The organism is Acidovorax sp. 62 (assembly GCF_002754495.1).
GTDB lineage: Bacteria > Pseudomonadota > Gammaproteobacteria > Burkholderiales > Burkholderiaceae_C > Acidovorax.
On sequence record NZ_PEFJ01000001.1, the window covers coordinates 3,571,425 to 3,583,238 of the forward strand.

The window sequence follows — 11,814 nt, forward strand, 5'->3', positions numbered from 1 at the left end:
AAGCCAAGTAAAATCCTGCTGCTGCGGCACATGCCACGAACACCCCGGCCCGCCCGCCGTGCTCCGCTGCAGCGACCGACCCTCCGTTGCCTTCGTATGCTGCGCGCCCACCGGCGCAGATTGCCCAACCGACACCATGACACAGCCCAGCAACCCCGCCCTGCACACCTCTGCCCTGACATCGCTGCCCCTGCTGGCACGCGGCAAGGTGCGCGACAACTACGCCGTGGGCGACGACCGCATCCTGATGGTCGCCAGCGACCGCCTCTCGGCCTTTGACGTGATCATGGGCGAGCCCATTCCGGGCAAAGGTGCGCTGCTCACGCAGATGGCGCTGTTCTGGTTCGACAAGCTCGGCCACATTTGCCCCAACCACCTCACAGGCGACGCCCCCGAGAGCGTGGTGAGCCCCGCCGAAGTCGAGCAGGTGCGTGGCCGCTCGATGCTGGTGCAGCGCCTCAAGCCCATCCCGGTCGAAGCCGTGGTGCGCGGCTACCTGGCCGGCAGTGGCTGGAAGGAATACCAAGAATCGCAAGCCGTGTGCGGCGTGCCCCTGCCCACAGGGCTGACCAACGCGGCCAAGCTGCCCGAGCCCATCTACACCCCCGCCGCCAAGGCCGCGATGGGCGAGCACGACGAGAACATCACCTTTGAGCGCACCGTGGAGATGATTGGCCTGGACTTGGCCACCCGCATCCGCGACCTGAGCATCGCCATCTACAAGGCCGCCGCCGAGATTGCGCTGACCAAAGGCATGATCATTGCCGACACCAAGTTCGAATTTGGCCTGGCGCCCGACGGCACGCTGGTGCTGATGGACGAAGTGCTGACCCCTGACAGCTCGCGCTACTGGCCCGTGGAAGGCTACGAAACCGCCCTGGCCGCTGGCGCCAACCCACCCAGCTACGACAAGCAGTTTGTGCGCGACTGGCTGGAGCAAGCCCAGGTGAACGGCAAGCCCTGGGACAAGACCGCCCCCTCGCCCCGCCTGCCCCAGGCCGTGATCGAAAAAACCGCCGCCAAGTACCGCGAAGCGCTGGAGCGGCTGACGGCCTGATCAAGCCCCGCCGGGCGCTATGCAAAAGATAGCTGCCTGCGCTGATTGCACGATGCATTCAGCCTAAAAAGGCTTGAAACTGCCGCCAAACAAGCGCAAACAGCTATAAATACAATAGCGCCACAGAGCGATGCAACCGCACAAAAAAAGGAGGCCCAGCCTCCTTTTTTTGTGCCCGCACCTAGCGCATGCCTGGGTGGTCAGGGGTCAGTACAACGGCCCTACTGCGGCTCAGTTCAGCGCCATGCTCAGCTTGCGGCGGTAGCCGTTGAGCATCACGGTGACCTCGTCCTGCTCCAGAGCAGCCTTGCCCATCACTTCGATGCCACCCGCCGTTTTGCCCGCCGCGGCTGGGTCGGCCTTCGGCTGGGGTGGGGTGAGCAGCTCCAGGATGGCCACATAGGTCTTGCGCGGTGCCTCGGCATTCCAGGCCTTGTCGCGCATGATGATCTCCAGCAACTCCTCCATGGCCGGGGCCCATTCGCCCTCGGCCATGAGCACGCGGGCCTTGGCAAAGCGGGTGTCAAAGTCGCGCTTGTTCTGGGCGATCAGCGCATCGAACTGTTCCAGAGGCCAGTTGCCCCGGTCGTCGTTCTGCACAAACTGCAGGGCATCCAGCCAGCGCCACAGCGCATCAAAACGCAGCGGCTGCGGAATGCGCTTGAGGGGCTCTTGCAGCAGGGCCTCGGCCTCTTCGTAGCCGCCGGTGGCGATCAGCAGGCGCAGGTAATCTGCGCGGGCATCGTCGTTGGCCGGGTCGGCGGCCAGGGCGTCGGCCATCTTGGCCAGTGCAGCCTGGGTGTCACCCGCCTCCAGCAGCTCATGCGCCTCGTCCACCTCGGCCTCGGCCGCCAGTGCGCCTTCGCTGGGCACATGCTTGTCCAAAAAGGCCCGCACCTGGCCCTCGGGCAGCGCGCCCATGAAGCCGTCCACCGGTTGGCCGTTCTTGAGCAGCACGCAGGTGGGAATGCTGCGGATGCCGAACATGCCCGCCAGTTGTTGCTCCTGGTCTGAGTCGATCTTGGCCAGCTTGAAGCGGCCGGCGTACTCCACTTCGAGCTTTTCCAGCACCGGCCCGAGGGACTTGCAGGGGCCACACCAGGGCGCCCAAAAATCCACCAGCACGGGCACGGTCATCGAGGCGGCAACCACCTCGGCTTCAAAATTTTCTACGGTGATGTCGATCATGGGAAAGCGGGCCGGGTAGGCCTGTGAAAGGCTCGTCAAGAGCGCCGTTGAAGGGCAAGTTCGCGCTATTTTGGCGCATCCCCATGACCCAACGCCCCGCGCGGCAAAGCAAAAAGTAAAATCGCGGGTTCCACCCATTGCGGGCGGATGCCCGGGGCCGGTCCCCAGGGCAGCCGCTTCGCCACCCCACACACCATGAAACCCATTCAGATCGGCGTCGTCATGGGTTCCAGCAGCGACTGGGACACCATGCAGCACGCAGTGCAAATTCTTGAGCAGTTCGGCATCTCGCACGAGGCCCGCGTGGTCTCGGCCCACCGCATGCCCGACGACATGTTTGCCTACGCCGAAGCCGCTGCAGGCCGGGGCCTCAAAGCCATCATCGCGGGCGCCGGTGGCGCCGCCCACCTGCCCGGCATGATTGCAGCCAAAACCACCGTGCCCGTGCTGGGCGTGCCCGTGGCCAGCCGCCACCTGCAAGGCGTGGATTCGCTGCACAGCATTGTGCAAATGCCCAAGGGCATTCCCGTGGCCACCTTTGCCATCGGCACCGCAGGCGCTGCCAATGCCGCCCTGTTTGCCGTGGCCCTGCTGGCCAGCGAGAGCCCCGAGCTGCGCCAGCGCCTGGAAACCTTCCGCGCCGAGCAGACCGAGGTGGCCCGCAACATGACCCTACCGCCCGCCGCATGACCGACGCTGCACAGCCCCTCTTGCCTGGCTGCACGCTGGGCGTGCTCGGCGGCGGCCAGCTAGGCCGCATGTTTGTGCACCAGGCGCAGGCCATGGGCTACTTCACCGCCGTGCTTGATGCCGACCCGACCAGCCCCGCCGGGCTGGTGAGCCACCACCACATCCAGACCGGCTATAAAGACCCGCAGGGCCTGGAAGAGCTGGCCCGTGTGGCCGATGCGGTGACCACCGAATTCGAGAACGTGCCCGCTGCCGCCCTGGCCACCCTGGCCGCGCAGCGCCCTGTGTCGCCCGCAGCCAGCGCAGTCTCTGTGGCGCAAGACCGCGCGCGGGAGAAGGCGCACTTTGTGGCCTGCGGCGTGCCTTGCGCGCCGTATGCAGTGATCGAAACGGCCGGCCAACTCGAAGCGGTTTCCGCTGATTTGCTGCCGGGTATCCTGAAAACCGCCCGCATGGGTTACGACGGCAAGGGCCAAGTGCGCGTAAAGACGGCCGCCGAGCTGGCCGCCGCCTGGGATTCCGTCGGCCAAGTGCCTTGCGTGCTGGAAAAGATGCTGCCGCTGCAGCTCGAATGCTCCGTGCTGGTCGCCCGTGGCCACGACGGTGCCATGGTGCACCTGCCCGTGCAGCGCAACCTGCACCGCGATGGCATCCTGGCGGTGACCGAAGTTCATGAAGGAAATCTGCCCCCAGCGCTTGCTACACAAGCAGTAGCAGCTGCAAAATCTGTAGCAAATGGCCTGCAGTACGTGGGCGTGCTGTGCGTGGAATTCTTCGTGCTGCAGGACGGCAGCCTGGTGGTCAACGAGATTGCCCCCCGCCCGCACAACAGCGGCCACTACAGCCAGAACGCCTGCGACGTGTCGCAGTTTGAGCTGCAGGTGCGCACCATGGCCCGCCTGCCGCTGACGCAGCCGCGCCAGCACAGCCCCGCCGTCATGCTCAACCTGCTGGGCGATTTGTGGTTTGCCCACGGCAACGCCGCGCAGACCCCGCCCTGGGCCGAAGTGCTGGCCTTGCCCGGCACCCACCTGCACCTGTACGGCAAGCACGACGCCAAGCGCGGCCGCAAGATGGGGCATCTGAACATCACCGCCGCCACGCCCGAGGCCGCCCGCGCTACAGCGCTGCAAGCAGCGGCGCTGCTGGGCATTGATCCGTTCTGACCATGATTCTTGACGGCACCCAGCCTGCTTCCATCGCCGCCGCCGCGCGGGCGGTGCGCAGCGGCGCCCTGCTCGGCCTGCCCACCGAAACCGTGTACGGCCTGGCCGCCGATGCCAGCAGCGACACGGCCGTGGCACAGATTTTTGCGGCCAAGGGCCGCCCCAGCGACCACCCGCTGATCGTGCACGTGGCCGACGCCGCAGGCATTGCCCACTTTGCCAGCGACGTGCCTGCATTTGCGCAAAAGCTGGTCGATGCGTTCTGGCCCGGCCCGCTCACCCTCATCCTGCCGCGCCTGCCCGGCGTGGCTACGGCCGCCACCGGCGGGCAGGACAGCGTGGGCCTGCGCTGCCCGGCCCACCCTGTAGCGCATGCGCTGCTGGTGGCCTGCGCCGCGCCAAGCGATGCCGCCGTGCCCGGTGATGCCCCCGTGTGGGGTGTGGCCGCGCCCAGTGCCAACCGCTTTGGCCGCGTGAGCCCCACCACGGCCCAGCATGTGCAGGACGAGCTGGGCGAGGCGCTGCTGGTGCTCGACGGCGGCCCTTGCCAGGTGGGGATTGAAAGCACCATCGTCGATTGCACCCGGGGCGTGCCCGTGCTGCTGCGCCCCGGCGCCATCACACGCGAGCAGATCCAGCAGGCCTGCGGTGTGGCGCCGCTGTCCAAAGAAGACCTGCCCAGCCACACCCCGCGCGCCTCAGGCACGCTGGAGGCGCATTACGCCCCAGCTGCCAAGGTGCGGCTGATGGACGCCAAGGCGCTGCAAACCGGGCTGGACCTGCTGGGCGCTGATGCGGCCCACATTGCGGTGTACGCGCGCGCTGCGCTGCGCACCCAGTCCTCCAAGCTGGTCATGCGCCGTATGCCCGACGACGCCAGCGCCACGGCCCAGCAGCTGTTTGCGGCGCTGCGCGCCTTTGACGACCAGGGTGTCAAGCTGATCTGGATTGAAACCCCGCCCGCCACCCCCGACTGGGAAGGCGTGCGCGACCGGCTGCAGCGTGCCGCGGCAGCATAGGCTTGAAGCCCCCCTGAGCCGCTTCGCGACTTCCCCCAAGGGGGACGCCGCCAGCGCGGCGGGGCGGCCCTTGCGCGGCGGCCACTGGCCTCGACAGTGCCAGTGGCAGAGCTCACGGATCCGAAACATGCATATTGCAAGTATGGTTCCCAAAGTCGCTTTACATGCGTTGACTCGGCATCGTTAAACTACCCCCCACTTTTCTGGAGAAATACATGGCAGCAAATTGGATGCGCCGCACCTTCATGGTCGCCGCATGTGCGTCGGCCGCGTTGCTCGCGGCTTGCGGTTCCAGCACCACCGAATCGGCCATCTCGCCCCAGCGGATGGTTGCCTTCGGCGACGGCATGAGCGATGTGGGCCAAAAAGGCACACGCTACACCGTCAATGACGGCACCGTGAACAACTGGACGCTGCAAGTGGCCGCTGGCTACAGCAAGGGCCTCACCGCTTCGTCGGCTGGTGGCAAGAGCTACGCCGCGGGCAACGCCCGCGTTACAGCCAAGCCCGACGCCGCAGGCAACAGCAGCACGCTGACGGTGAAAGAGCAGATCGACAGCTTTTTGGCCAGCAACACCTTCACCAATGACGACCTGGTGATGGTCAACGGCGGCATCAGCGACGTGATCGCCAACATGGCCGCTGTGAACGCAGGCACCATGACTACCGAGCAGATGGTCACCGCCTCGCGCCAGGCAGGCACAGACCTCGCCGCACAAGTGCGTCGCTTGGTCAATGCCGGAGGCAAGTACGTGATGGTGGCGGGCACTTACGACCTGAGCAAGACCCCCTGGGCGACCGAAATTGGCCGCACCACGGTGCTGAACCAGGCCAGCAGCGCCTTCAACGAGGGCCTGCTCGTCGGCATTGTGGACCTGGGCTCTAACGTGCTGTACGTGGACCTGGCCTACTACGTGAACCTGTACACCAGCAGCCCGTCGAGCTACGGTTTCAGCAACGCTACGGCAGCGGTGTGCAACTCGGTGGACTCCACGAACGGCATCGGCATTGGCACCGGCAAGGTGAACTCGTCGCTGTGCACCACCTCGACCCTGCTGTCGGGCGTCGGCCAGGACACCTACGCGTTCGCTGACACGGTGTACCTCACCCCCTCGGCGCACCGCCAATTCGGCACCTACGCCTACGACCGCCTGCGCGCTCGCTGGTAATCAGCCCTCTGGGCACCACAAAAAAACCGACCCAAGGGTCGGTTTTTTTATGCCTGCTCGGCGCAGTATTTAGCGCAGCGTGCTGCGGCCTCAGAACCGGTAACCAATGCCCACCGCCAACACGTTGGGGTTGAGCTTGATATGGATCGACTGGCCCGAGGACAGGTGCGTGGTGGTCTTCAGGAAGCTCTTGTAGTACGCCGCGTCCACAAACCAGCGCTCATTGAAGTTCCAGACAAAGCCCACCTGGGGTGTCAGGCCCCATTTGTTGTCGATGGAGGCGGTGGTGGGATTGGCGGGGTTGCCGCCGGTCACGGCCGTCAGCGCGGCGGTAGAGCGGTTCTTGAAGAACCGGCTGTAGGTCACCCCCAGGCCCAGGTAGGGGCGGAACTGCGCATTGGCCTCGCCAAAGCGGTACTGGGCAAACAGCGTGGCAGGCACGACCTTGGTCTCGCCCAGCTTGCCCGTGCCTGCAATGGCGCCATCGCCGTAGAAGTTGTGCTTGAACGGCAGGCCCACGGGCAGGTCCACCGCCCAGTGGTCGGTGACCATGTAGTTCAGCCCGCCGGTCAGGGCGCTGGCCGAGCCCACGTCCACCGTGGTGCCTGGAAAGCTGGGGGTCGACAGGTTGCCACTGGTGACCTGGGGCGCAATGTGGGTGACCCCAGCGCGGGCGCTGAAAGTGCCCGCCACCTGGGCGCTGGCACTGGTGCCTGCCAGCAGGGCGGCAAGGGTCAGAGAGGCCGTCAGGACGGTCTTGGAGAAATGCTGCATGAAGCTTCCTTGGTATGGTGCTGCGGCCATCTCAGAGCCAGCCTGCCTGGGACAACGAGCGCGAGACCAATTGCCCCATCAGCTGGTGCACGTAGGGCGAGGGGTGAAAGCTGTCCGAGAAGCCGTAGAACTTCCACCAGTCAGCCCCACCCGTCACACCCACCGGCGGCGCAGCCGACAGTGCGGCGGCCGTGCAGGTGGGGAAGCTGTAGGTGGGCAAACCGTCGCTGCCACGGCCAGTCGCTGGGCAGGCAGGCGTGGTGGTGTTGCTCAGCTGGTACTGGGCTGGGTGGTCTGCCTGGTCTTTGGAAGATTCGTTGAAGTTGACAATGGCCACACGGCTGTCGCCCGCAAAGCTGGCGCTCAGCTGGGTGTTGAAGGCCTGGATCCAGGCGTCAAACACCGCCGTGGCCTGCACGCTGGCCGCTGTGCCCTGGGCGGCGGCAATCGAAGCCACCACGAGCTTAAAGCGCGGGGTCTTGAGGATGTCAGGCACGTTCAGCACGGCGATGCGCGCGGCGCCCTTGTCCAGGGCGTTGGCCTTGAGCGTGGCGGCAAACTGCGCGGCCAAGGCCTTCATGTACGCACCACCGGCCTGCGCCAGGCCAGACGAGCCCCCTGCCAGCGCGGCATTGACGGTAGCGGCGTCCAGCACCGTGCCCAGCAGCGCCTTGTAGCTGGCCCCGCCGTCGGTGCCGGCACGCAGGTAGGCACCAATCAAATCAGCCGCATCGTTGGAGCCGCCATCCACCAGCAGCAGGTCGGAAGCGACGTAGCCCGCAGCGCCCGCGTCCTTGATCTGCTGGGTGATCGACACCGGCGATGTGGGTGCGTTGACGTTGTTGATGCGCCCGCCGCCCACTGCGTAGTTGGTGCAGCCCGCCTTGGTGGCAAAGCTGACGCCGTCGGTCGATGCGTAGCGTGCGCACAGCGTCTGGCTGTAGCTGGCGGCCACACGGTCCACCCACAGGGCCGTGGCGCCGGTGCCGGTGGGCGCAGTGCCCTGCACGGTGAACTTGTAGCCAAACGTGCCGCTGTCGGCCAGGCTGTCACCCACCACTTTGATGCCCCGGATGGGGGCCACAGGGGTCGTGTCTGCCCCGCCCCCGCCACACCCTGCCAGCAGCGCTGCCGCCGCCAGTGAAACCCACAATGCCTTGCGCTGGAAATTCATTGGTATCTGTCCTGCTATAAACAAAAAAATAGAACGACCGTTCTATTTTCAGACGATTCTACGCAGGAATAAAAAAAGGCCTCACCGGGAAAACACCGGTAAGGCCAGGGTCGCAACGTGGGGGCCTGCTAACGCAGGCCTGAGCGGGCTACTTCACAGCATCAAACACGCCGCGCGCCTGCGCATGGCACAGCGGGGGCTCGTATTTGCCGTGGTAATTGCCGTAGTACGTGGCAAAAGCCGCCGAGGTGGCATCGGTAGGCGCCTTGCCGCCGGGGCCGTAAGTGGTCTGGATGGCCGCATCCACATCCACCGAGGTCACATTGGTCACACCGCGTTTGTCAAAGTCGGCCTTCATCACCGCCTGGTGCACGGCAGGCGGCACGGTGGGGTCGCCCGCACCGCCGCACAACAGCACACGGGCTTTGGGCGTCCAGCCGAGCAGGTCGTTCTTTTTGCCCGCTTGGTACAACGGGTTGTTGCCGCCTTGCTGTGCCCCGGTCAAGAACGCGGGCTGGAAGAGCGCGTCACGGGCCTGATTCGGTGTGCCGCCGGGCAGGTTGCCCGACGTGACCAGGGTGGTGGTGGTCAACGTGGGGTTGGGCAGCAGGTTTTCGATGTAGCTGGCGTAGGGGGCCTTGAAGGCTTCGGACGGGCTGCCATAAATATTGCCGTAGATCTTTTGCCAGGAGGTCACGATCATGGGCACAAAGAACTGATACCCGGCGATCGCCTCGGTGAGCTGCAAAGAACCCGACAGGTTGTACGGCCCGGCCAGGTGGGCGCCCGCCACCACGTTGAACTCGCCCGCGTGGTCGCGCTCGGCCGCCCGGTGGGCGGCCATGGAGGCATGCCCCCCCTGCGAGTACCCGGTGAACATGACCTTGCCCGAGAGCTTGGCGCCCACGGTGTCGGCTGCGTTGCGGGCAGCGCGTGCCGAGTCGATGATGGTGGTGGCCTGCGAGTCTGCGTGCAGATAGGGGTGAAAGCCGTAGGTGGACTTGGCATAGCCCAGGTAGTCGGTGGCCACCACGGCATAGCCTTGGGCGGCATACATGGCGACCAGCAAAAAGGTTTCGGGGTCTTGCGGGTTGGCCAGGGTGCGGGTTTTCAGCACCTCGGTGCCCCGCGCGTTGACCACCAGTGGCGCAGCGGCAGCGCAAGCCCCCGCAGGCACCAGCATGGCCCCCGAGGCGTTGCTCATCTCGCCATCCTTCACGCCCGGGGTGCGGTAGTTCAGTGCCACCACCTTCACATCGCACTTGGCCTTGCCGCTCAGGGCCTGCAGGCCACTGGCGGCCGTGGCAGCATCGATCTGCGCCACCGTGAGCGTGGTGAGCACCGTGGGCGGGTCGATGAGCTCGCCCCGCACAGAATCGTCAGAGCCGCCGCAAGCAGCAAGCAAGGCCGCCGCAGCGGCCACACAGGTAAGGCGCAATGGAGTCATGGACATTCCCTCTCATGGATGGTGGATGGGTCACGCAGACCGCGCATGGTGCGCGCACCTGCGCTGCAGCATCCATAGGGGATAACGAGGCACCCGGGCCCCAGGTGACACCTAGGCGACAAGGCCACGCACGGCCTGCCTGTGCCGCGGGCTCAGCCCGCCGGGCGATCGCCAAAGCGCAGCTTCATCCCCAGGATGGCACTGGCCAGCACCAGGGTGATGGCATTGGCGATGACGATGGGCCAGGCCTGCAGCACCACGCCGTAGGCCAGCCACAGCGCCACGCCCGAGGTGAACACGCTGTACATGCCCAGCGAGATGCCGCTCACATCGCGTGTGCGAAACGTGTGCAGGGCCTGGGGCAGAAAGCTGCAGGTGGTCAGCGTGGCGGCAAGGTAGCCAATCAGGTCAGACAAAGGCATGGGAGGAAGTGGCGTAGAGCAACAAGGGGCAGCGCCAACCACTTTGAACCAAATTGGCCTCTAGCGCAATCAGATAAAGCGCTAATAGCTATTAATTTAATAGCACATCAATCCCGAGCCGCCCAGTCTGTGATGGCGTCCAGCACAGGCCGGGCGGCATTGGCGTTGGGGTGGTTGACGATGGCCACCAGCACATAGCGTTTGCCGCTTTGGGCGTGCACGTAGCCCGCCACAGCCATCACGTCGCGCAGGCTGCCGGTCTTGAGGTGGGCGGCGCCCCGGCTTTGGCTGCGGCGCAGGGTGCCATCGACCCCGGCAATGGGCAGCGACGCCACCAGCTCGGGCATGACGGGCGATGCCCAGGCGGACTGCAGCATGCGCCCCAACCCCAGGGCCGTCACGCGGGCCTCGCGGCTCAGGCCCGCGCCGTTGTCGGGCACGGGGGCGTCCACATCGGCAAAGCGGGCTTGCCACCACTGGCGCAGGGCCTCGCGGGCGCCGTCCATGGTGGCCACGCCGCCCTTCTGGCGGGCCAGGGCCAGAAAGACATGCTGCGCCATCACGTTGTTGCTGTACTTGTTCACGTCACGCACCACCTCGGCCAGCGCGGGCGAGGTGCTGACAAACGCGGGCTTGAGCCCGGCGGGCACCTTGCCGTCGCGCACGGTGCCGGTGAGCTTGCCGCCCAGCTCGCGCCACATGCCCTCCACCGCACGGGCGGCAAAGTCACGCGGCGCCGGGTAGGCCACGGGCCACACACGCTCGCCGCACGACGCGGGGTAGGCGCCCTGAAAGCTCACCTTGAGCGGGTCGCCCAGCTCGGCCCGCAGCGCGCCGCGCCAGTCGCCGCACTCGGCCCCGGCTGCGGCCAATGCCACCGTGGCGGGCCGCTGCACCCCGGCCAGCGGCGGGTCGTACTGGATGCGGGCCACCCCGGCGGGCCCATCGGGCACAAAGGTCATGACGCTGGACTTGTAGTTCAGCAGCAGTGCATCGGGCGACGCGTTGTAGGGCCGCAAGGGCTCGCCATCGAAGCGGCCGGGGTCTTGCTCGGGCACGTCAAAGGCCGAGCGGTCCAGCACGATGTCGCCCACGATGACCTGGATGCCCTGCGTCTGCAGGCGCCGCATCAGCAGCCACAGGCGCTCCACCACCAGCTTGGGGTCGCCCTGGCCCTGGATGTAGACGTTGCCCTTGAGGCTGCCGCCCTGCACCGGGCCCTCCACAAACACCGGCGTGCTCCAGGTGTAGGCGGGGCCCAGCTGGTCCAGCGCCGCGTAAGTGGTGACCAGCTTCATCACCGACGCCGGGTTGACCGGCACCTGCGCCCGGTAAGACAGACGCGGTGCGGTGCGCGCACCGCCTTGAGCATCGGCCACCAGCACGCTGATGGCGTCGCGCGGCAGCTTGCTGCGGGCCAGCGCCGCCTCGATCTCAGGCGGCAGCCCCCCAAGCGCTGCCCCCACCGCCTGGGCCTGTGCCCCCACGCCCCAAGCAGCCCCGCAGGCCAGGGCACCGCACACCAACCCCTGCCGCACGGTGCGGCGCCAGGGGGCTTTGTCTGTCATTCGTTGGCTCATGCTCCGAGTCTAGAAGTTCACATTGAGCCCCCACGCGGGCCGCCAAATATTTACACTAAGCAACACATGGCCCCGCGCCCTGAGACAGCGCAGGCACCGCAGCGCACCGGTGGGACGGCCCCTCAGCC

Annotated in this window: 11 protein-coding genes; 5 read left to right on the forward strand and 6 right to left on the reverse strand. The window is 66.4% G+C overall.

Going from position 1 to position 11,814, the window contains the following annotated elements:
* The first annotated feature begins 136 nt into the window (after positions 1-136).
* Positions 137-1,057 carry a phosphoribosylaminoimidazolesuccinocarboxamide synthase gene (locus tag CLU86_RS16055; RefSeq protein WP_099742301.1) on the forward strand — a complete coding sequence of 307 codons (921 nt, stop codon included), beginning with the start codon at positions 137-139 and terminating at the stop codon, positions 1,055-1,057.
* A gap of 231 nt (positions 1,058-1,288) precedes the next feature.
* Here the strand turns inward: CLU86_RS16055 and trxA are convergent, their stop codons facing one another.
* On the reverse strand, positions 1,289-2,245 hold the full coding sequence (gene trxA, locus CLU86_RS16060; RefSeq protein ID WP_099742302.1) for a thioredoxin: 957 nt from the start codon (positions 2,243-2,245) through the stop codon (positions 1,289-1,291).
* 195 nt (positions 2,246-2,440) lie between these two features.
* Between trxA and purE the strand changes: the two genes are divergently transcribed.
* The 4 genes from purE (at position 2,441) to CLU86_RS16080 (ending at position 6,289) form a co-directional block, all read left to right on the forward strand.
* Positions 2,441-2,935 carry a 5-(carboxyamino)imidazole ribonucleotide mutase gene (gene purE, locus CLU86_RS16065; RefSeq protein WP_099743623.1) on the forward strand — a complete coding sequence of 165 codons (495 nt, stop codon included), beginning with the start codon at positions 2,441-2,443 and terminating at the stop codon, positions 2,933-2,935.
* A complete protein-coding gene (locus CLU86_RS16070; protein ID WP_099742303.1) occupies positions 2,932-4,101 on the forward strand; it encodes a 5-(carboxyamino)imidazole ribonucleotide synthase in 1,170 nt (389 codons plus the stop codon). The genes purE and CLU86_RS16070 overlap by 4 nt, the downstream gene beginning before the upstream one ends.
* Before the next feature lie 2 nt (positions 4,102-4,103).
* The gene (locus CLU86_RS16075; protein ID WP_099742304.1) at positions 4,104-5,120 is read left to right on the forward strand and encodes an L-threonylcarbamoyladenylate synthase; all 1,017 of its coding nucleotides are present in this window, start codon (positions 4,104-4,106) and stop codon (positions 5,118-5,120) included.
* A 215-nt stretch (positions 5,121-5,335) separates the two neighbouring features.
* Positions 5,336-6,289, forward strand: coding sequence for an SGNH/GDSL hydrolase family protein (locus CLU86_RS16080; protein ID WP_099742305.1), 954 nt, complete (start codon positions 5,336-5,338; stop codon positions 6,287-6,289).
* A gap of 90 nt (positions 6,290-6,379) precedes the next feature.
* Here the strand turns inward: CLU86_RS16080 and CLU86_RS16085 are convergent, their stop codons facing one another.
* From CLU86_RS16085 to dacB, 5 genes are all read right to left on the reverse strand, one after another.
* Complete coding sequence (locus CLU86_RS16085) at positions 6,380-7,063, reverse strand: OmpW family protein (RefSeq protein ID WP_099743624.1); 684 nt, start codon at positions 7,061-7,063, stop codon at positions 6,380-6,382.
* A 31-nt stretch (positions 7,064-7,094) separates the two neighbouring features.
* Positions 7,095-8,237, reverse strand: a complete 1,143-nt coding sequence (locus tag CLU86_RS16090) for an SGNH/GDSL hydrolase family protein (RefSeq protein WP_099742306.1) — start codon at positions 8,235-8,237, stop codon at positions 7,095-7,097.
* 148 nt (positions 8,238-8,385) lie between these two features.
* The gene (locus tag CLU86_RS16095; RefSeq protein WP_099742307.1) at positions 8,386-9,684 is read right to left on the reverse strand and encodes a lipase family protein; all 1,299 of its coding nucleotides are present in this window, start codon (positions 9,682-9,684) and stop codon (positions 8,386-8,388) included.
* A 152-nt stretch (positions 9,685-9,836) separates the two neighbouring features.
* Entirely contained in the window at positions 9,837-10,106 is a 270-nt protein-coding gene (locus tag CLU86_RS16100; RefSeq protein ID WP_099656993.1) for a SemiSWEET transporter, read from the reverse strand.
* A 107-nt stretch (positions 10,107-10,213) separates the two neighbouring features.
* On the reverse strand, positions 10,214-11,674 hold the full coding sequence (gene dacB, locus CLU86_RS16105; protein WP_099742308.1) for a D-alanyl-D-alanine carboxypeptidase/D-alanyl-D-alanine-endopeptidase: 1,461 nt from the start codon (positions 11,672-11,674) through the stop codon (positions 10,214-10,216).
* Between the last annotated feature and the right edge of the window lie 140 nt (positions 11,675-11,814).

Coding starts and splice junctions, on each gene's coding strand:
- CLU86_RS16055 (WP_099742301.1), top strand. CDS start 137: ATGACACAGCCCAGCAACCCCGCCCTGCACACCTCTGCCCTGACATCG.
- trxA (WP_099742302.1), bottom strand. CDS start 2,245: ATGATCGACATCACCGTAGAAAATTTTGAAGCCGAGGTGGTTGCCGCC.
- purE (WP_099743623.1), top strand. CDS start 2,441: ATGAAACCCATTCAGATCGGCGTCGTCATGGGTTCCAGCAGCGACTGG.
- CLU86_RS16070 (WP_099742303.1), top strand. CDS start 2,932: ATGACCGACGCTGCACAGCCCCTCTTGCCTGGCTGCACGCTGGGCGTG.
- CLU86_RS16075 (WP_099742304.1), top strand. CDS start 4,104: ATGATTCTTGACGGCACCCAGCCTGCTTCCATCGCCGCCGCCGCGCGG.
- CLU86_RS16080 (WP_099742305.1), top strand. CDS start 5,336: ATGGCAGCAAATTGGATGCGCCGCACCTTCATGGTCGCCGCATGTGCG.
- CLU86_RS16085 (WP_099743624.1), bottom strand. CDS start 7,063: ATGCAGCATTTCTCCAAGACCGTCCTGACGGCCTCTCTGACCCTTGCC.
- CLU86_RS16090 (WP_099742306.1), bottom strand. CDS start 8,237: ATGAATTTCCAGCGCAAGGCATTGTGGGTTTCACTGGCGGCGGCAGCG.
- CLU86_RS16095 (WP_099742307.1), bottom strand. CDS start 9,684: ATGACTCCATTGCGCCTTACCTGTGTGGCCGCTGCGGCGGCCTTGCTT.
- CLU86_RS16100 (WP_099656993.1), bottom strand. CDS start 10,106: ATGCCTTTGTCTGACCTGATTGGCTACCTTGCCGCCACGCTGACCACC.
- dacB (WP_099742308.1), bottom strand. CDS start 11,674: ATGACAGACAAAGCCCCCTGGCGCCGCACCGTGCGGCAGGGGTTGGTG.